Below are 18,201 nucleotides of genomic sequence, written 5' to 3' on the forward strand. Positions count from 1 at the left end.
TAAAACTTAGTAAAACTATTTAAGTTCAACTACAGCTCCAGCTTCTTCTAATGATTTTTTAAGACCTTCAGCCTCATCTTTAGTAACTCCCTCTTTAATGTTAGATGGCGCACTATCAACTAAATCTTTAGCTTCTTTAAGACCTAAACCAGTTAATTCTTTAACCGCTTTAACTACTGCTAATTTAGAAGCACCAGCTTCTTTAAGAACAACTGTAAATTCAGTTTGAGCTTCTTCAGCAGCAGCTTCTCCACCACCTGAAACCATAACAGCTGCAGCAGCAGGTTCGATACCGTACTCGTCTTTTAATATTGTTGCTAAATCGTTAACTTCTTTAACTGTTAAGTTAACTAATTGTTCTGCGAATTGTTTCAAATCTGCCATTTTTTCTATCGTTTAAAATGATTTGTAAAATATAATTTATTTATTGTGCGCGTTATTCTGAAACCTCTTCGTCTTTGAATTGGTTTAAAAGAGCTGAAATAACTCTCTGTGCTGGAGATTGAAGTAAACCAATGATTTCTCCAATAACTTCCTCTTTCGATTTTAGCGAAGCTAATGAATCTAAAAGTTCGTCTCCAATGTAAATCTCAGCATTAATGTATGCTCCTTTAAGAACAGGCTTAGCTGATTTTTTACGAAACTCCTTCATAATTTTAGCTGGAGCATTTGCAGTTTCAGAAAAGAAAATAGCACTATTTCCTTTTAATGTTTCTGGTAATTCACCATAATTATTTTCAGAAGCTTCCATTGCTTTTACAAGCAACGTATTTTTTACCACTGCTAATTTAATGTCTGCTTTGTAACAAGCTCTTCTTAAATTTGAAGTAGCATCTGCATTTAATCCCGAAATATCTGCAACATATAAAATGTTTGAATCAGCTAACTGTGCAGTTAAATCTTTAATCGCGATTGATTTTTCTTCTCTAGTCATCCTAAAAATTTTTAACTACCAATTATACAGCTTTAATATCTAAAGCTATAGCAGGACTCATTGTTGATGAGATATAGACACTTTTTACATAAGTACCTTTCGCTGCAGTTGGTTTCATTTTGATTAATGTTTGAATAATTTCGTGAGCATTGTCTACAATCTGCTCTGCACTGAAAGAAACTCTTCCAATTCCAGCATGAACAATACCTGTTTTATCTACTTTAAAGTCGATTTTACCTGCTTTTACTTCAGCAACTGCTTTCGCAACGTCCATAGTAACAGTACCTGTTTTAGGGTTTGGCATTAATCCACGTGGTCCTAAAATACGACCCAATGGACCTAACTTACCCATAACAGCAGGCATAGTGATAATTACATCAACATCTGTCCAACCGTCTTTAATTTTTTGTAAATAATCATCTAAACCTACGTAGTCTGCACCAGCAGCTTTAGCTTCTTCTTCTTTGTCTGGAGTAACTAAAGCAAGAACTCTTACATCCTTACCAGTACCATGAGGTAACGTTACAACTCCTCTAACCATTTGATTTGCTTTTCTTGGATCTACACCCAATTTTACAGCAATATCTACTGATTCATCAAATTTTGCACTTGCAACATCTTTAATTAACGCCGCAGCATCTTTTAAAGAATAAAGCTTGTTTTTTTCAATTTTTGAAGCAGCTTCTTTTTGTTTTTTTGTCAATTTTGCCATTGTCTTTTCTTAATTAGAAGGAGCGTCTCCCGTTACAGTTATACCCATAGATCTAGCTGTTCCAGCAATCATACTCATTGCAGACTCAATTGTGAATGCATTTAAATCTGCCATTTTGTCCTCAGCGATTGCTTTAATCTGCTCCATAGTAACTTTCGCTACTTTTTTACGATTAGGCTCTCCAGATCCTGATTTCAATTTTGCAGCTTCTAACAGTTGAATAGCAGCAGGTGGTGTTTTTACAACAAAATCAAATGATTTGTCTTTATACACTGTAATTTGCACAGGGCAAATTTTGCCGGCTTTATCTTGTGTTCTCGCATTAAATTGCTTACAGAACTCCATGATATTAACACCAGCAGCACCTAAAGCAGGTCCAACCGGTGGCGATGGATTCGCTGCACCTCCCTTAACTTGTAGTTTAACTACTTTACTAATCTCTTTAGCCATTGTTTTGAATTTAACATCTCTATCATTGGAAGCGATAGAAACGGTTTATTATATTTGTAACAAAAAATTATACTTTTTCAACTTGCATAAAACTCAGTTCTAGTGGTGTTTTTCTTCCGAAAATTTTCACCATTACTTCAAGTTTACGCTTTTCTTCATTGATTTTTTCAACAACGCCATTAAACCCGTTGAAAGGTCCATCAACAACTTTTATCGTTTCCCCGATATTGAAAGGAATAGTATGCGTATCAGTTTTAACTGCTAACTCATCTACTTTACCTAACATACGATTAACTTCTGACGTTCTTAATGGAACCGGGTCACCATTTTTGACTTCACCCAAAAACCCAATTACGCCTGTAATTGACTTAATAATGTGGGGTATTTCGCCTGTAAGATTAGCTTCCACCATAACATAGCCTGGAAAATATACACGGTCTTTGATGATTTTTTTTCCTTCACGCATTTGAACTACTTTTTCAGTAGGAACTAATACTTGAGAGATATAATCACCCATTCCTAAACGGCTAATTTCAGTCTCGATATATGCTTTTACTTTGTTTTCCTGTCCGCTTACCGCTCTAACAACATACCATTTCTTCACATTACTATCAGTCATAATTATGCTTTTATCCAATTAAAAAACATAGTTAATGCTTCTGCGAAAAACTCATCTACACCCCAAGTTGCTAATGAAAATAAGATTGAAAAAACAGCTACTACAATCGTTAGACGTTGCACCTCAGCCCATTCCGGCCAAGTCACATTCAATCTTAATTCCTCGAATGCTTCAGATATATAAGTACCAACTTTTGACATTGTAATTTATTTTTTATTGCACGGGCGGAGGGATTCGAACCCCCATCAACGGTTTTGGAGACCGCTATTCTACCCTTGAACTACGCCCGTAATTAAAGCCAGTGATTTCATTTAAGAAAAGACACTGGCTTTTATATAATTTATAAAATAATTATGCTAGAATTTCAGTAACCTGACCTGCACCTACAGTTCTACCACCCTCACGGATAGCGAAACGTAAACCAACGCTCATTGCGATTGGGCTCAACAAAGCTACATTAATAGTTAAATTATCTCCTGGCATTACCATCTCTACTCCTTCTGGAAGAGTAATAACACCTGTTACATCAGTAGTACGTGCGTAAAACTGTGGACGGTAGTTATTATGAAATGGTGTATGACGACCACCTTCTTCTTTTTTCAAGATATAAACTTCAGCTTTAAAATTAGCGTGTGGTTTCACAGATCCTGGCTTAACAATTACCATTCCTCTTTTGATATCTTCTTTAGCAACACCTCTTAACAAGATACCTGCATTATCTCCAGCCTCACCTCTATCAAGGATTTGACGGAACATTTCAATACCAGTAATAGTAGAAGTTAATTTTTCAGCACCCATACCGATGATTTCAACTGGATCTCCTGTATTACAAATTCCCGTTTCGATACGACCTGTAGCAACAGTTCCACGACCTGTAATTGTAAATACATCCTCAATTGGCATCAAGAAAGGTTTTGCAGTATCTCTTTCTGGCTCTTCAATCCACATATCAACAGCTTCCATCAATTCAAGAATTTTTGGAACCCATTTTGGATCTGCATTCAATCCACCTAAAGCAGAACCTTGAATAACAGGACCATTATCACCATCATAGTCGTAGAAAGACAATAAGTCTCTAATTTCCATTTCAACTAATTCAAGTAACTCCTCATCATCAACCATATCCACTTTATTCATGAATACAACAATTCTAGGAATACCTACTTGGCGACCTAAAAGGATGTGTTCACGAGTTTGTGGCATTGGACCATCTGTAGCAGCAACTACCAAGATAGCACCGTCCATTTGAGCAGCACCCGTAACCATGTTTTTTACATAATCCGCGTGACCTGGACAGTCTACGTGAGCATAATGACGGTTAGCCGTTTCATACTCTACGTGTGATGTATTAATAGTAATACCTCTTTCTTTCTCCTCTGGAGCATTATCAATCTGGTCGAAAGATTTTGCTGCATTTTTAGAGAAACCTGCCTCAGTTAATACTTTAGAGATTGCTGCAGTTAAAGTTGTTTTTCCGTGATCTACGTGTCCAATTGTACCTATATTTAAGTGCGGTTTGGAACGGTCAAAATTCTCCTTTGCCATGTTACTTAATTTTTAATCTTAGTTATATATTAGTGTTCAAATTCTTATTTAGTGGAGCCAATGACGGGAATTGAACCCGTGACCTCTTCCTTACCAAGGAAGCACTCTACCCCTGAGCTACACCGGCGGTAAAGTTTTCGCTCATGATTTTTAATTTAAAAAATCTTAAAACTTTTTTCGTGGGGAGAGCAGGATTCGAACCTGCGAAGTTTACACAGCAGATTTACAGTCTGCCCTCGTTGGCCGCTTGAGTATCTCCCCTAACCATTTTATTTCCAATCTCTTAAAGAACAGAGCCGGCGGAGGGACTCGAACCCACGACCTGCTGATTACAAATCAGCTGCTCTAGCCAACTGAGCTACGCTGGCAATAATAAAAAAGTCCGCTATTTCTAACGGACTGCAAATGTATATCTTTTTGTTTTTTAAACAAAACTTTTATAACTTTTTTTTTATTAAATATACGCTCTCAACTTTTCCTTGCGTTTTACCAATAATCTTTCCAACGATTCCGATGCATTTTCTACAGCCTCTTCAAAAGTTTTGCACTGCTTCTTTACCATAAAATCATCGCCAGGAACATTTACTTTCATCTCGACAATTTTATTTTCTTTGTCACTCGTCTTCTCTACCTTTAAGTAAACATCCGAATCGACGACCTTGTCATAATACTTTTCTAATTTATTCATTCGCTCTTGAATGAAATCTACTAATTTACCGTCAACTGTAAAATTTACTGCGTGAACATTTACCTTCATAATTATTCCGTTTTTTGATTAAACATTTATTTTTTTCGCCTTGGATGAGAAGCTCCATGCACTTTTTTCAATTCAGCCAGACTGTTATGTGTATAAACTTGCGTAGATGCTAAAGTAGCATGCCCCAACAACTCTTTTACTGAATTAATATCTGCACCGTTGTTCAAAAGATGCGTTGCAAACGAATGCCTCATAATGTGTGGACTCTTTTTGACTTTCTCAGTAACACCACTAAAGTAGCCATTTATTAACCGATACACAAGTGAAATATTTAATTTTTTTCCTGTTTTTGTGACAAAAAACAACTCAGGATGTTGAATGACTTCTAAACCAGATCGTTCGTCTAGATACATTTTAATCTGATCACAAACTTTTGGCAAAATTGGAATAATTCGCTCCTTATTCCTTTTTCCCAAAACCTTCAAGGTTTTTGAATATAAATCAATGCCCTCCATTTTTAATTCAATCAATTCCATCCTTCGCATTCCGGTGGTATAAAGCAAATCTACTATTAGTTTGTTTCGCTTCCCTTCAAAATCATCCTCAAAAATACTTTCATTGAGCACTAAATTAACTTCCTTCTCCGAAAATGGAATTTGCAACTTCTTCCCCATTTTTAAACTTTTGTGCTTTATAAATGGCGAACTAACTATTTGCTTCGACTTTAAAAGGAATTTATAAAACGCTTTCAGAGAAGCTATCTTTCTATTAATAGATATCGGACTCAAGCCACCATCTATCAAAAACACAATCCAATTTCGAATTTGACTGTAATTTACTTCCGTCACATCTTCTTGATCAAAATTACCCAAAACAAATTCAGCAAAATCACTCAAATCCTTTTCATACGCAATTAGCGTGTGAACTGAATAATGCTTTTCTTGTCGTAAATAATGCATAAAGGCCATTTGACTTTTTCCCATAAAAAAACCGTTAGTATCAAAGATATTAAACTTTGACCACTAACGGTACTTATTTTAAAAAAGCTTAGAATTTAGTTTTCTAAATTGTCCTTCATATTTTGAATGTAGGCCGCTTTTTGGATTTTGATTCTGTTTACAACAGAAGGTTTGTGAAAAGCTTGACGTGAACGTAACTGACGAACAGTTCCTGTTTTATCAAATTTTCTCTTATAGCGCTTTAATGCTCTATCGATATTTTCTCCGTCTTTAATTGGTATAATTAACATAATATAGACACCCCCTTTCTTTAAGTGTGCAAAAGTAAACAAAAATATGACTTACAAGCTATGAAATACGACTTAATTTGAAAAGAATTTTAGTACAACTAAAATGACCTATTCAGAGAATATAAACTTTTGAATTAAAACTTCTTTACCACACGAAATAGCCTATTAACTCTTATTTGCACTGTGACTTATTTTTCAACAAGTAAAACTTTACAACAGCTCTAAAAAAGTACAGCACTTACCAAGTGACTCCTATTGAAAAAGAAAATTGAACTCTAATAAATCATGAATTTATAATATAACGAATAAATATAATAAAAAAGCCAAGAAACAATTTCTTGCTTCTTGACTCTTTCTATTCCCAATATTCGATAAAAAATTACTTAACCGCTGGCTTATAATTTTGATTATCAATTATCATTTTTGACAAAATCTCTTTCAAAATTTCAGAAGTTCCGCCACCAATTGGCCCTAAACGACTATCTCTAAACAAGCGAGCCATTGGATATTCTTCCATATAACCATATCCTCCTAGCATTTGCAAACAACTATAAATAGTTTCATCCGCCACTTTTGTAGATTTCAATTTCGCCATCGTAGCTTCCTTAACCACATATTCTTTCTTATCTAATCGTGCAACAGCAGCATAATTGAATATTTTACAGTGCTCCACATCAGTAGCGTGTTCTACAATCGTATGGCGTAAGGCTTGAAACTTATCAATCGTAGTTCCGAATGCTTCCCGTTTCGACATGTAGTCAATTGCATATTCAATTGCATATTCTGCTCTTGCATGTGCATTGATAGCCATAATTAATCGCTCTAAAGCAAAATGCTGCATGATATAAGGAAATCCTTTTCCTTCTTCACCCATCAAATTTTCTGCAGGAATCTCTACATTATCAAAAGCAATTTCTGCCGTGTCTGAAGCTCTCCAGCCTAATTTATCTAATTTAGTAGCTGTAATTCCTTTTAAACCAGTATCCATTAAGAAAATACTAATTCCTTTGTTTCCAAGTTCAGGGCTTGTTTTTGCAGCAACTATATAATAATCAGCATAAATTCCGTTTGTTATAAAAGTCTTGGATCCGTTGATAATGTACTTATCACCTTGTTTTACAGCAGTCGTTCGCATTCCTGCCACATCACTTCCACCAAAAGGTTCAGAGATACACAAGCCACCAATTTTATCACCCAAAATACTTGGCGCTAAATAATCTTGTTTAATTCGCTCGTCACCTTCTGCATTCAAATGCGTCATGGCCAAATAAGAATGTGCCCACATGGCAGCGGCAAAACCTGACGAATTTATCTTTTGCAACTCTTCCAGAAACACTACCGTGTAAAACAAATCAAGATTCATTCCGCCGTAAGCCTCAGGATAATTTATTCCAAAAAAGCCCATTTCGCCGAATTTTTTCCAGATAAATCGTTCAATTGTACCTGTTTTCTCCCATTTTTCAATGTGTGGTACAACTTCTTTTTGCAAAAAATCTTGCAAGCTTTTCCTAAAGGATTCATGCTCTTCTGTAAAGTAGATAGAATTCATATATGTAACAGTTTATATTCTTTTTTTAGAATTCCAAATATAAGGCAATTACGCTAACCTTTTCAACAGGAAAGCCCTTAATTTTTGTTAAATCCTCAGCATCCTTTATTTTAGTATTCATCGAACGGTAAATTAAAATTTCTCTTGAAAGTGTATAATTAAAAAATGGAAACGCCGACAACTGTTTTAAAGTCGCATCGTTGATGTTAATCTTCTTCATTTGAGAAACATCAACCACTTTAAAATACTGATTCAAATAATCAATCACTTCAGGCGACAATCCCCAGATAAATTGCATTTGTTCCATCGAGGCAAAAGCACCAAATTTATCTCGTTCTTTAAGTATTCTTGCCGAAATTGCTTCTCCAATACCGCGAATCTTGATTAAATCTTCAGCGGTAGCGTGATTAATATCCTTGACTACAATTACTTCCTTCTCTTTTTTTGCGAAAGGCGTGTACTTTGAGGAATACTCCCTTTTTTGATTGACCCAATCAGGAAATTTGAAATAAACTGCCATTTCTTTCAACAAAGAATCAGATACTTTTGTGACTTGCTGAAATTCCTTTGCAGAATTGACGTATTTATTCTCTTTTCGAAAAGCAAACAATCTATCAAGCTCTGCAACGGACATTCCTAATTTACTTCCTTTGTAGTCTGTAATGAAATTGGGATTGTACGGATAAACTTTATATTTATATTCAGTTTTGAATTCTTTTAGGGAGTCCATTTTGGTTTGAAACGCCAACCATTCTTCTTTTTCTTTCAGAGGCTCATCTTGAACACTTGAAGGACTAAAATGATAGAATAATTGAAAACCTATAATTAAAACAAATAAAGTCAACAACCCAATACGTTGGGATGGAGAAAATTTCTGAAAGAAATATTTAGACTCTTTTTTCATTTTTATAAATCAAAAACTGAAGTTCGTTTTGCTCGAATCAAATCTTTCAACTTAATCCAAAATGCCAAGGTTAGATACACCCCAAACCAAAGTCCAGCCGTCACGAATGAAATATAGATGAAAAATAACCGAACGCTACTAGCTCTCATTCCTAACTTATCTGCCAAACGGGACGACGCATTAAAACCGTGTTTTTCAAAAAAATATTTTAGTTGCAGGACAATTGACATAACATTTAATTTTAAACAAATTTAATCATTTTTAATTTCTTTTGTTGAATTCAGTAAATGGATTCCAATACTACACGACAAACATTTTTTCATGTTGCAATATTCATTCTTCAATTGCAGCAAGGATTGCGTTTCAAAAGCATTCGTAACAGAAAGCCCAAGGTGTTTAAACTTATCAATAATCGCATTAGATTCTGGCTTAATTTCATGCATCATTGCCATCAATCGTTCCTGAACTTCCTCATCTCTACTTTTGAAGTAGGCAAATTGCATTGGAATAATAGTATTAATCATCACCAGTTCGATAAATTTCACTGAAAGCTTCTTCATTTGTCTCGGACTTTCTTTATCAAAAGTATAATGTGTTTTCCAATACTCTGAAACCGCTACGTCGAAAATTTTAACTACTTCTTGCATCGATTTAACCGCAATACAATTGGAAAAAAGGTGGTGGTTTTTAGAAAAAACTTGAGCGAATTGTGACAAACGGATATTCGGAAAATTATCAGGACGTAATTTAAAAAATTGCAATGGAACCGTTCGCTTGAAATCTAGTTGGTGTTTTAAAACAAGATACCCAAAGCGATTTTGCAACTCCTTATAATACAAATCTTCTTTTTCAATATCGAGCAAACCGCAGAATCCAAAAAACAAGGCTTCCAAATTTAAAACATCGGCAGCTTCTTTACGAACAATTGAAAAAGGAATGTTTTCTGCCATATCTAAAAAAGCCATTCCATTAGTATTTAATCCAAAATTCTTCGCAAGTAGACAAAACAAAACAGCTTCCCAATCTTTATTTAATTTTAAAAACAATTCATCTATTGGTTTTTGTTTTCGTTCCAGGCGTTCAATAAAAAGACGTTCAAGCCAATTTGAATACGTAAATTCATCAATCTTTTGAATTTGGTTTTCACAGTAAATCCAAGATTTTGGCGCAGTTAATTTTTGAAAATTATCAATAAAACCTTGTGATACATATTGTTTCAGAACTAACACGGGAATTTCGACGTTGTTTTTTCTAAAAACATCCACATCGTGTTCCCAAACTACGTGTAAAATAACATTTTCATAAGCTACATCTTGTTCGTGGTGGTGCAAATACCAATCAGAAGACTTGAGATGTAATTCAATATTTCCCGCCCATTTTTGACCGCCAATCGTAATTTGTCCATTAAAGAAATCAGGACCTGCATTTTCTAAATAGCTTCCCACATTTTCAATTGTGAGATTTTCGCCGCGTGAAGTTTGCAACGAATTAAAATCGAATTTTTTAAACCTCCATATATAATGTAAAAAATCTTCTTTCATCGAAATTAATTTAATTATGGCTTATAGTTTATTTAAATCATTTAATAAAAGTAGTAAATTTTTTAATACACAAAACTTATATTTATCTATTAATCAACACAATTATTAAAAATTTTCGTGTTTCAATTTTCTTAGCAACATTATCAAGTATTTTCACTCAAAAAATAAATGCAAAAACTACGTTAGTATTTTCAGATATGAAAACGTTTCAAGAATTTCTATCCAGTAATTGTTGTTTGATTTAGAAATAAAAAAGGTGGAGAACAAAATTCTCCACCTATTAAAAAATGACTTAGATAAATTTACTATTTTATAGTACTTATTATATCATGTTTTGTTACAATTTGGTGCTTTCCATTTTCCAATGCCACTAAAACTGCTTGATTGTCTTTGGTAATTAATTTTGAAATCTCGGCAACAGTCGTATTAGCATTTACGATTGGAAAGGGTTTTCCCATCAATTCTTTAATCGTTTTATCGGCAGTATTCTTATCTGACGCATAACTTTTTAATAAATCGGCTTCATCGATACTTCCCACAAATCCGTTAATATCAATCACTGGAAGTTGAGCAATATTGTGTTTATTGAAACGTGCAATAGCATGAGAAACCAACTCTTCTGTTCGAGCGATGATTAAAGGCTGGTCGATTTTATTTTTAATTAAATCGTGAGCGTTCGTGATTTTATCCTCTAAAAAACCTTGTTGACGCATCCAATCGTCGTTGAACATTTTACCAACATAACGGCTTCCACTGTCGTGAAATAAAACTACCACAACATCTTCCGGTTTGAAATGCTCTTTTAGCTGATGCAATCCTTTGATGCACGAACCGGCTGAATTACCTACGAAAATCCCTTCTTCCAAAGCAATTTTACGCGTATAAACGGCAGCATCTTTATCCGTTACTTTTGTAAATCCATCGATAAGCGAGAAGTTTACATTTTCAGGAAGAATATCTTCTCCAATTCCTTCAGTGATGTAGGAATAAATTTCGTTTTCATCAAAAATACCAGTTTCATGATACTTTTTGAAAACCGAACCGTAAGTGTCAATTCCCCAGATTTTGATATTTGGATTTTTTTCTTTTAAATATCTACCTACTCCCGAAATTGTTCCTCCAGTTCCTACTCCAACCACAAAATGAGTGATTTTTCCTTCGGTTTGTTCCCAAATTTCTGGACCTGTTTGTTCGTAGTGAGCCAATGCATTTGATGGATTGTCGTATTGATTTACGTACCAGGAATTTGGAATTTCAGTAGCTAAACGTTTGGAAACGGAGTAATATGAACGTGGGTCAGTTGGTTCAACATCTGTTGGACAAACAATTACTTCGGCACCAACGGCACGAAGAATGTCCATTTTTTCCTTTGATTGTTTATCCGAAATTACAAAAATGCATTTGTAACCTTTTACAATCGCCACTAATGCTAATCCCATTCCTGTGTTTCCTGAAGTTCCTTCAATAATGGTTCCTCCTGGTTTTAAGCGACCATCCGCTTCTGCGTCTTCGACCATTTTTACAGCCATTCTATCTTTAACAGAGTTTCCTGGATTAAAGGTTTCTACCTTGGCCAAAACCAATGCGTCAATTCCTTCTACTACTTTATTGAGTTTTACTAATGGCGTATTTCCAATAGTTTCTAAAATATTTTTTGCGTATTTCATGGATTTTTTTTGAATTGCAAACTTTTGTTGCACGAAATTAAAACGGGTACAAAGGTATTGATAAAAAAAGAGATTTCAAAAATGCTATGGAAACCCGATTAACCCCGATTATAGTGGAAATACATGTCTTTTTTTGACATGTATTGTAGCGGAAAGCGGGAACAAGAAATCCTGATAAGCCTACTGATTCGTTCCTGATTATTATTGAAAAAAGTTCCAAACTAAACCAAAACGGATAATAAAATCACGGTACGGGTAACTTGGGGCACTGTAAAAATCATTTCCTGTGAAAGACGAGTTGAAATGTTCGGCTTTAAGGTAGATGCGGGTTTGACGTACTTTTGCATTTATGAAAAAATCAAACATTGGGAACTTTCCAATTTGTTTTTGGTTTTGAATATAAAAATCACCAACAACGGGATTATAATCGTTGGCATAAAACTTCGTGAAATAGTTGAACGTAAATCCGGTTTGTAAAAACAAAGCTCGCTTGAATAAATGGTCTGAATAATAGAGTGTGTTTCGGGTTGTGAATTTGGGAACATTTACGATTGGGTCATTTTGCTCCACTTGCTGATAAAGAATAGTATTATCTAATGCAAACTTGCCTACACGAAATTCTCGACTCAATTTTAGCGAAAAATACTTAATTGTTCCTCCGTATTGTTGTGGCGAAATTATAATTTGATTTGCATCTGTACTTGTATTTTCGTAATACAATTTATCTTCTAAAGTTGATATTTGAGCAGATGCTGACAGCCATTTGGTTTGCGCCATCGCTTCGATATTGTTGCTTTTTTCGTTTTTAAAATTATTGAACCAGTTGTATTGTTTATAACTACTTTGGTATAAATTGTAGACGTGGTCTGGGATTTTAGAATTATTTTGCACTTTGAAACCGATGGAATTTTCTTCATCGATTTGAAAATTAGCTTTAACATCTAAGTTCCGCATGGGTTGATTTGAAATGGAATTTGAAAAAGTGGCTGTACCATTCCAACGTCCTTTTTGATAGGTATAACTTCCACCTAATGTATTTATCCGGTCGTTTATAGCGTTTGGAATTACTGAACCATCTGCATAAACAATGATTCGTTTGTAATAATAATTGTAATTAAAACCCTCGATGAAAAACTGAAATTTACCTAAAAGAATGTTTTCATACGTCGCACCCACTTTATTATACATTCGGTTGTAACGGGTTTTGTCGTCAATATTATCAGTAACATAGGAGTCGCCATAACGATTGAACGTTGAGCTGACGCCATCTACTGAATTAAGGATTGTTGAAGCAACTGTTCCTTGAGTAAATTGAAAAAATTTATTTTCAAAATTGAATTGATGGTCGATATAAAGATTGTTTGCACTTTGCTCTTTATTAATTCGGAAATGGTGGTCTATAAAATACCGATTACCTTCAAGTAATGAAGTGGCGTCTTCATTATAAACAGATAAACGTGCTCGGTCGCTAAAGGCTGCGTCATCACTTTCGAAATTAGAAGGATAAACGATTCCGCCATTTTCCCCATTAGAAATATCCTGCGCTGTAAAATGTGCTTTAATTTGATAACGCAGGCTATTTGTGTGGTAATTGGTTGTAAATCTAAGGTTTCCCGTACTTGAAAGTTGATTGACATACTTTCCTAACGACCGTAATCCTTTATAAGCTACAGAAAAATTGAAATTTTTGGAGGTATTTACCGCGATAAAAGCATCTAGATTTTGCCCTTGTTCCATCACTGTTTTAAAATACAACTCAGTTAATGGCGTTGCAACGGAATAGTATTTTATATCATTCGCTTGGAGAAAATTAAAATGTTTTCCCTTAAATCCTATTTCGGGAAATGAGGCAAAATCGTTGAGTCCAAAGTCTAAGGTTTGATAGGTTTGTCCTTCATTGGCAAACGGAAGCAGTCCAAAATTATCTTTTCGAAGGTAATTAAAAATGTATTCTTTACGGATTGTTAAGGAAGTATCTAAGTAAGTAGTGTCTTTTTGAATAGTGACAATTCGATACTGGTCTATTTTAGCTTTTTCATATACTACTTTTTCTTTCTTTTTTTCTTCCCCGTCAGGATTATCTGTTCTACCTCCACCGGTGTTAATTAGTCGACGTTGAGAAAAAGCACTGATTGAACAAATTACGAACCAAAATAAAAAAAATTTCCTCATTACATTTACTAAAGTTAGCAAATGTAATGAGAAATTGGGTAAAAAAAAATTTAGTCAAAGAAGAATAATCAATTATTAGGTGACAATTTAATTCTCAAAATTCCCTATTTAAAAGAATGACCCCTAATTACAATTTTAAATTGATACGAAAATTAAAAAGCACTCGTTTATAAGAGGTAATGCAAATAGTAATGCAATGAAAATACTTTATAGTTTAGGTTTACTATTACTACTTTCATCGTTCCCGCAACAAAAGAGTTTCCATCAGAAATTGTCCGAAGCGGCAATTATGTTAACAAAAGATAAAGTAGTTTACAATGGCGCTTACGTTTCTATTCCGTATCCCGATGGTGATGTTCCAGCAAGTCAAGGAGTTTGTACCGATGTAATTATTAGAGCTTATCGCAAATTAGGAATTGATTTACAAAAAGAAGTGCATGAAGATATGAAAGTGAATTTTTCAAAATATCCGAAAATTTGGGGATTAAAAAAGCCAGACACTAACATTGACCATAGACGTGTACCGAATTTAGAAACTTTTTTTACTCGAAAAGGGCAGAAATTAATTGTAACAAAAAATCCAGCAGATTATAAAACGGCTGAAATGGTAACTTGGATGATTGGTGGTAAAATGCCGCACATTGGGATTATTACACATGTAAAATCGCGAGATGGAAAACGTCCTTTGATTGTGCATAATGTTGGCGGTGGACAAGTTTTAGAAGATTGCCTTTTCAAATATGAAATTGTGGGGCATTATAAATTTAAGAAGTAATATTTAGAAATTTTAAAAGGAGAGTCAATCTTCAAAATATTTATTTAAGAATAAGGTTTCAGGATTAAATTCATTTATAAGATTGTCTTTTTTCGCTCTTGTCCAATTTTTAATCTCTTTTTCCCTTTCAATGGCTAGTTGAATCCAAGTGAATTTTTCGTAATAAAGCAAATGATGAACATTGTAACGCGAAGTAAAACTATTGGGATTAACATTTGATTTATGCTCGTTTAATCTTCGTTTCAAATTGTTTGTTACACCAACATATAAAACAGTTTTTTTTTATGTTTGTTAAAATATATACGTAAAAAGTATAAATACCTTCAGTGTGTTCAAACATGTTTTATGAGTTTAATTAAACATAAAGTTAATCAAATTTTGGACAAAGTCAATTATTGATGCACACACTTCTGCTTCAAAGAACTCTCTTTAGTACATTCTATTTACAAAAATCTTCACGCTTATTCGTCATTCCGTAGGAATCTAATATTTCGAGAGCAACATTGTCTTAGACTCCTACGGAGTGACAAAGTTGTGTATGATTTTAATACACAAACATTTTTACGCTTATTTGTCATTCCGTAGGAATCTATTATTTTGAAATTTATCCGGCACTAAAAACTTAGATAGGAATCGACTATTTCGAGAGCAACTTTGTATTAGACTCCTACGGAGTGACAAATTTGTGTGTTATTCTTATTTACAAACATCTTCAAATTCATTTGTCCCTGCTTCGCACGTTCGAGTACAGCTTTCGGGTCCGTACGAATCTATTATTTCGAGAGCGATTTTCACTTTTTACTTTAAAGCAATCCTTGAATTTCATCAAAATTCAAACCTCCATAATTTCCCGAACTCATTAATAACAAAGCACTTTCTTTTAAATGATGTTCATATAAGAAGCCTTTAAATTCTTCGGCATTGGTGTAGATTATTAAATCGTTCCTTTTAAATGCTTCTGAAATTTGGTCGTAAGTCACTTCTTCCAATTGTTTGATTTTTACAGCATCAGGCGAATAAAAAACAACTGCAACGTCAGCGGCATCTAAGGCTCCTTCATATTCTTTTAAAAATTCAGCATTCAAACTGCTGTAAGTATGCAATTCTAAACAAGCGACTAATTTTCTATTGGGAAACTGTGCTTTTACGGCTTCAGTAGTCGCTTTTACTTTGCTTGGCGAATGAGCGAAATCTTTATAAGCGACAGCTGTCTTAGTTTCAGCAATTTTCTCTAAACGTTTGGAAGCTCCTTTGAATGTGGCAATTGCTTCAAAGAAATCGGCTTCATCGACTCCCATGTTTTGGCAAATCCATTTGGCTCCAGCCAAATTATTCAAATTGTGTGCTCCAAAAACTTCAATTGGCATCGGACCTTCAGGTGTTTCTAATAAAGTTTTCCCGTCTTCAACTGAATATTCAGGTGTTTTGTAAGCTATTTTCCGAATTGGATTCGTAGCATTTTCAGCCACTCTTTTTACTTCAGCGTCGTCTTCATTGTAAACTAAAATTCCACCATTTGTGATTTTTTGAATAAAAATTTCAAACTGTTCCACATAAAAATCATAAGTTGGAAACACATTAATATGGTCCCAAGCGATTCCTGAAATCAAAGCAATATTGGGTTTATACAAATGAAATTTGGGACGTCTATCAATTGGTGAAGACAAATATTCATCACCTTCTAAAACTATAAAGTCATTTTCTTTGGTCAAATGCACCATCGTATCAAAACCTTCGAGTTGAGCTCCAACCATGTAATCGACTTCGATATTATGATAATGCATCACATGCAAAATCATCGAAGTAATCGTTGTTTTTCCATGCGAACCACCAATTACGACACGCGTTTTATTTTTAGATTGTTCGTATAAAAATTCCGGGTATGAATAGATTTTCAAGCCTAATTCTTGGGCTTTTAACAATTCAGGATTATCGGCTTTGGCATGCATGCCTAAAATAATGGCATCAATATCCGATGTGACTTTTTCGGGAAACCAACCCATTTCAACAGGCAACAAACCTTTTTTCGCCAAACGTGTTTTTGAAGGTTCAAAAACAGCGTCGTCGCTTCCAGTTACATTATCTCCCTTTTGGTGTAAAGCCAAAGCTAAATTGTGCATGGCACTTCCGCCAATTGCTATAAAATGAGTTCTCATTTCTTTGTGTTTTTATTTTCAAAAGCATTTTTGAGTGCTTCTGCTTTTTTAGATTGGTTTAATTTATTCTTGTATAAATTATATAATTTTTGATAAGTAGTTTTTGACTGACCGATTTCAAAAGCTTTTTTATACTCGGGTTCTGCTTTTAAATATCTGCTGAAATATTCTTGAATGTGTCCGCGAGCTAAATAGCCGTCAACGGGCGAGATTGAAAGTAATTCATTGGAAAATTTCTGTGCTTTCTTTTCGCTTCCGCCCAAAATTCCCGGAATTTGCAAATAGAATTCGACCAAAGCCCAACGCGTTTCAATGTGTTTTGAGTCTAGTTTAGCAGCCGTTAAAAAAGCATTTTCCACATCACCTAACATTCCTAAAGCGGCAAATTTACTTCCTTCTTTAGCTTTCATTCCTAAAGCCCCACCAAATTTATATTGATAATCTGCATTTTTTGGGTCTGCTTTTTTTAGTTTTTCATAATAACCTAAGGCTTCATTCCAATTTTTAGCATGTCCAGCGATATCTCCTAAATATTCAATTGCTTTATAGTTTTTTGGTTCTTCTGTGATGATTTTTTCAAAAATGGGTTTGGCTAAGGCAAATTTTTCCTGCTGAAAAAGCATCTCAGCCCGATTAAAATCAGATGCAAAGGTTTGAAAAGTGATAAAAAAAGCTAAGATTACAAGATACCGCATTTGTACATTTTAATTTTCAAAAATACTAAATTGCGTTTGAATATCATTTTGTTTTAGGAAATGTTTATTGATTTTAAAATTAGAATAAAAATCAATTACCCTAATTTTGAAACAAAGACAATTTTCATCAATAATTTTATTTAACTTCCCTAAATAACTTCCCAACCATTAGCTCATTTTTGTCCTCTATATTAATACAAACTACTAACATTAAAAAATATATACTTTTCCTCTTACTGTACACTTTTGCAATTGGATTTTCGCAAGATTTGAAAAACGAATGGCGTAAAGTGATTCAGTTTGAACTAGACGGAAAAATAAAATCAGCTCATGAAAAAGTAGACGCCATTTATAAAAAAGCAAAACGAAAAGACATTGAATACCAAATTATTAAATGTTTTTTCTATCAATCTAAATTTTTGCAAGTTAGTGAAGAGAATTATCAAGAAATTGTTATTGCTAATTTGAATACTGAAATCAGTCAATCAAGAGGCAGTAAAAAAGCCATTGAAATTTTACAAAACAACTAATAATAC

Annotated in this window: 21 protein-coding genes and 4 tRNA genes; 2 read left to right on the forward strand and 23 right to left on the reverse strand. The window is 34.0% G+C overall.

Annotated elements, in window-relative coordinates; genetic code table 11:
• Window positions 1-15 precede the first annotated feature (15 nt).
• The 20 genes from rplL to ACQ5J2_RS00650 form a co-directional block, all read right to left on the reverse strand.
• A complete protein-coding gene (rplL, locus tag ACQ5J2_RS00555) occupies window positions 16-384 on the reverse strand; it encodes a 50S ribosomal protein L7/L12 (RefSeq protein ID WP_432671751.1) in 369 nt (122 codons plus the stop codon).
• A 52-nt stretch (window positions 385-436) separates the two neighbouring features.
• Window positions 437-934 carry a 50S ribosomal protein L10 gene (gene rplJ, locus ACQ5J2_RS00560; RefSeq protein WP_432671752.1) on the reverse strand — a complete coding sequence of 166 codons (498 nt, stop codon included), beginning with the start codon at window positions 932-934 and terminating at the stop codon, window positions 437-439.
• 22 nt (window positions 935-956) lie between these two features.
• Window positions 957-1,646 carry a 50S ribosomal protein L1 gene (gene rplA, locus ACQ5J2_RS00565; protein WP_432671753.1) on the reverse strand — a complete coding sequence of 230 codons (690 nt, stop codon included), beginning with the start codon at window positions 1,644-1,646 and terminating at the stop codon, window positions 957-959.
• A 9-nt stretch (window positions 1,647-1,655) separates the two neighbouring features.
• Window positions 1,656-2,096, reverse strand: a complete 441-nt coding sequence (gene rplK, locus ACQ5J2_RS00570; protein WP_432671754.1) for a 50S ribosomal protein L11 — start codon at window positions 2,094-2,096, stop codon at window positions 1,656-1,658.
• A 67-nt stretch (window positions 2,097-2,163) separates the two neighbouring features.
• The gene (gene nusG, locus ACQ5J2_RS00575) at window positions 2,164-2,715 is read right to left on the reverse strand and encodes a transcription termination/antitermination protein NusG (protein ID WP_432671755.1); all 552 of its coding nucleotides are present in this window, start codon (window positions 2,713-2,715) and stop codon (window positions 2,164-2,166) included.
• A gap of 2 nt (window positions 2,716-2,717) precedes the next feature.
• Complete coding sequence (gene secE / locus ACQ5J2_RS00580) at window positions 2,718-2,915, reverse strand: preprotein translocase subunit SecE (protein ID WP_432671756.1); 198 nt, start codon at window positions 2,913-2,915, stop codon at window positions 2,718-2,720.
• Between the two features lie 19 nt (window positions 2,916-2,934).
• A tRNA-Trp gene (locus ACQ5J2_RS00585) sits at window positions 2,935-3,005 on the reverse strand.
• A gap of 61 nt (window positions 3,006-3,066) precedes the next feature.
• On the reverse strand, window positions 3,067-4,260 hold the full coding sequence (gene tuf / locus ACQ5J2_RS00590; RefSeq protein WP_432671757.1) for an elongation factor Tu: 1,194 nt from the start codon (window positions 4,258-4,260) through the stop codon (window positions 3,067-3,069).
• A 52-nt stretch (window positions 4,261-4,312) separates the two neighbouring features.
• Window positions 4,313-4,387 (reverse strand) — tRNA-Thr (locus ACQ5J2_RS00595).
• Window positions 4,388-4,440: 53 nt separating this feature from the next.
• A tRNA-Tyr gene (locus ACQ5J2_RS00600) sits at window positions 4,441-4,521 on the reverse strand.
• 33 nt (window positions 4,522-4,554) lie between these two features.
• Window positions 4,555-4,628, reverse strand: a tRNA-Thr gene (locus tag ACQ5J2_RS00605).
• Between the two features lie 86 nt (window positions 4,629-4,714).
• A complete protein-coding gene (hpf, locus tag ACQ5J2_RS00610) occupies window positions 4,715-5,017 on the reverse strand; it encodes a ribosome hibernation-promoting factor, HPF/YfiA family (protein ID WP_432671758.1) in 303 nt (100 codons plus the stop codon).
• Between the two features lie 26 nt (window positions 5,018-5,043).
• Window positions 5,044-5,940: a tyrosine-type recombinase/integrase gene (locus tag ACQ5J2_RS00615; protein ID WP_432671759.1), complete on the reverse strand. Its 897-nt coding sequence runs from the start codon at window positions 5,938-5,940 to the stop codon at window positions 5,044-5,046.
• A gap of 71 nt (window positions 5,941-6,011) precedes the next feature.
• Window positions 6,012-6,206 carry a 30S ribosomal protein S21 gene (gene rpsU / locus ACQ5J2_RS00620; RefSeq protein WP_022826857.1) on the reverse strand — a complete coding sequence of 65 codons (195 nt, stop codon included), beginning with the start codon at window positions 6,204-6,206 and terminating at the stop codon, window positions 6,012-6,014.
• 379 nt (window positions 6,207-6,585) lie between these two features.
• Window positions 6,586-7,755: an acyl-CoA dehydrogenase family protein gene (locus ACQ5J2_RS00625; protein ID WP_432671760.1), complete on the reverse strand. Its 1,170-nt coding sequence runs from the start codon at window positions 7,753-7,755 to the stop codon at window positions 6,586-6,588.
• A gap of 25 nt (window positions 7,756-7,780) precedes the next feature.
• Window positions 7,781-8,659, reverse strand: coding sequence for a ComEA family DNA-binding protein (locus tag ACQ5J2_RS00630; RefSeq protein ID WP_432671761.1), 879 nt, complete (start codon window positions 8,657-8,659; stop codon window positions 7,781-7,783).
• 2 nt (window positions 8,660-8,661) lie between these two features.
• Window positions 8,662-8,889, reverse strand: a complete 228-nt coding sequence (locus ACQ5J2_RS00635) for a PspC domain-containing protein (protein ID WP_432671762.1) — start codon at window positions 8,887-8,889, stop codon at window positions 8,662-8,664.
• Window positions 8,890-8,910: 21 nt separating this feature from the next.
• On the reverse strand, window positions 8,911-10,200 hold the full coding sequence (locus ACQ5J2_RS00640) for a DUF2851 family protein (RefSeq protein ID WP_432671763.1): 1,290 nt from the start codon (window positions 10,198-10,200) through the stop codon (window positions 8,911-8,913).
• 305 nt (window positions 10,201-10,505) lie between these two features.
• Window positions 10,506-11,867 carry a pyridoxal-phosphate dependent enzyme gene (locus ACQ5J2_RS00645; protein WP_432671764.1) on the reverse strand — a complete coding sequence of 454 codons (1,362 nt, stop codon included), beginning with the start codon at window positions 11,865-11,867 and terminating at the stop codon, window positions 10,506-10,508.
• Window positions 11,868-12,068: 201 nt separating this feature from the next.
• Window positions 12,069-14,039, reverse strand: coding sequence for a putative porin (locus ACQ5J2_RS00650; RefSeq protein WP_432671765.1), 1,971 nt, complete (start codon window positions 14,037-14,039; stop codon window positions 12,069-12,071).
• Between the two features lie 196 nt (window positions 14,040-14,235).
• On the opposite strand from ACQ5J2_RS00650, the gene ACQ5J2_RS00655 reads away from it, so the two are divergent.
• Window positions 14,236-14,814 carry a DUF1287 domain-containing protein gene (locus tag ACQ5J2_RS00655; RefSeq protein ID WP_432671766.1) on the forward strand — a complete coding sequence of 193 codons (579 nt, stop codon included), beginning with the start codon at window positions 14,236-14,238 and terminating at the stop codon, window positions 14,812-14,814.
• 24 nt (window positions 14,815-14,838) lie between these two features.
• On the opposite strand, the gene ACQ5J2_RS00660 is transcribed toward ACQ5J2_RS00655, so the two are convergent.
• From ACQ5J2_RS00660 to ACQ5J2_RS00670, 3 genes are all read right to left on the reverse strand, one after another.
• On the reverse strand, window positions 14,839-15,060 hold the full coding sequence (locus tag ACQ5J2_RS00660) for a GIY-YIG nuclease family protein (protein WP_432671767.1): 222 nt from the start codon (window positions 15,058-15,060) through the stop codon (window positions 14,839-14,841).
• A 557-nt stretch (window positions 15,061-15,617) separates the two neighbouring features.
• Window positions 15,618-16,970 carry a UDP-N-acetylmuramate--L-alanine ligase gene (locus tag ACQ5J2_RS00665; protein WP_432671768.1) on the reverse strand — a complete coding sequence of 451 codons (1,353 nt, stop codon included), beginning with the start codon at window positions 16,968-16,970 and terminating at the stop codon, window positions 15,618-15,620.
• The gene (locus tag ACQ5J2_RS00670; RefSeq protein ID WP_432671769.1) at window positions 16,967-17,665 is read right to left on the reverse strand and encodes a tetratricopeptide repeat protein; all 699 of its coding nucleotides are present in this window, start codon (window positions 17,663-17,665) and stop codon (window positions 16,967-16,969) included. Before ACQ5J2_RS00670 ends, ACQ5J2_RS00665 begins: the two co-directional genes overlap by 4 nt.
• Before the next feature lie 179 nt (window positions 17,666-17,844).
• Here ACQ5J2_RS00670 and ACQ5J2_RS00675 point away from each other — a divergent pair, with 179 nt between their 5' ends.
• The gene (locus tag ACQ5J2_RS00675; RefSeq protein WP_432671770.1) at window positions 17,845-18,195 is read left to right on the forward strand and encodes a hypothetical protein; all 351 of its coding nucleotides are present in this window, start codon (window positions 17,845-17,847) and stop codon (window positions 18,193-18,195) included.
• The last annotated feature ends 6 nt before the right edge of the window (window positions 18,196-18,201 follow it).

This window comes from Flavobacterium sp. SM2513 (genome assembly GCF_050908145.1).
Classification (GTDB): Bacteria; Bacteroidota; Bacteroidia; order Flavobacteriales; family Flavobacteriaceae; genus Flavobacterium.

What these genes read in the sequence shown, in the direction of transcription:
- rplL (WP_432671751.1), bottom strand. Translation starts at nt 384, where the DNA reads ATGGCAGATTTGAAACAATTCGCAGAACAATTAGTTAACTTAACAGTT.
- rplJ (WP_432671752.1), bottom strand. Translation starts at nt 934, where the DNA reads ATGACTAGAGAAGAAAAATCAATCGCGATTAAAGATTTAACTGCACAG.
- rplA (WP_432671753.1), bottom strand. Translation starts at nt 1,646, where the DNA reads ATGGCAAAATTGACAAAAAAACAAAAAGAAGCTGCTTCAAAAATTGAA.
- rplK (WP_432671754.1), bottom strand. Translation starts at nt 2,096, where the DNA reads ATGGCTAAAGAGATTAGTAAAGTAGTTAAACTACAAGTTAAGGGAGGT.
- nusG (WP_432671755.1), bottom strand. Translation starts at nt 2,715, where the DNA reads ATGACTGATAGTAATGTGAAGAAATGGTATGTTGTTAGAGCGGTAAGC.
- secE (WP_432671756.1), bottom strand. Translation starts at nt 2,915, where the DNA reads ATGTCAAAAGTTGGTACTTATATATCTGAAGCATTCGAGGAATTAAGA.
- tuf (WP_432671757.1), bottom strand. Translation starts at nt 4,260, where the DNA reads ATGGCAAAGGAGAATTTTGACCGTTCCAAACCGCACTTAAATATAGGT.
- hpf (WP_432671758.1), bottom strand. Translation starts at nt 5,017, where the DNA reads ATGAAGGTAAATGTTCACGCAGTAAATTTTACAGTTGACGGTAAATTA.
- ACQ5J2_RS00615 (WP_432671759.1), bottom strand. Translation starts at nt 5,940, where the DNA reads ATGGGAAAAAGTCAAATGGCCTTTATGCATTATTTACGACAAGAAAAG.
- rpsU (WP_022826857.1), bottom strand. Translation starts at nt 6,206, where the DNA reads ATGTTAATTATACCAATTAAAGACGGAGAAAATATCGATAGAGCATTA.
- ACQ5J2_RS00625 (WP_432671760.1), bottom strand. Translation starts at nt 7,755, where the DNA reads ATGAATTCTATCTACTTTACAGAAGAGCATGAATCCTTTAGGAAAAGC.
- ACQ5J2_RS00630 (WP_432671761.1), bottom strand. Translation starts at nt 8,659, where the DNA reads ATGAAAAAAGAGTCTAAATATTTCTTTCAGAAATTTTCTCCATCCCAA.
- ACQ5J2_RS00635 (WP_432671762.1), bottom strand. Translation starts at nt 8,889, where the DNA reads ATGTCAATTGTCCTGCAACTAAAATATTTTTTTGAAAAACACGGTTTT.
- ACQ5J2_RS00640 (WP_432671763.1), bottom strand. Translation starts at nt 10,200, where the DNA reads ATGAAAGAAGATTTTTTACATTATATATGGAGGTTTAAAAAATTCGAT.
- ACQ5J2_RS00645 (WP_432671764.1), bottom strand. Translation starts at nt 11,867, where the DNA reads ATGAAATACGCAAAAAATATTTTAGAAACTATTGGAAATACGCCATTA.
- ACQ5J2_RS00650 (WP_432671765.1), bottom strand. Translation starts at nt 14,039, where the DNA reads ATGAGGAAATTTTTTTTATTTTGGTTCGTAATTTGTTCAATCAGTGCT.
- ACQ5J2_RS00655 (WP_432671766.1), top strand. Translation starts at nt 14,236, where the DNA reads ATGAAAATACTTTATAGTTTAGGTTTACTATTACTACTTTCATCGTTC.
- ACQ5J2_RS00665 (WP_432671768.1), bottom strand. Translation starts at nt 16,970, where the DNA reads ATGAGAACTCATTTTATAGCAATTGGCGGAAGTGCCATGCACAATTTA.
- ACQ5J2_RS00670 (WP_432671769.1), bottom strand. Translation starts at nt 17,665, where the DNA reads ATGCGGTATCTTGTAATCTTAGCTTTTTTTATCACTTTTCAAACCTTT.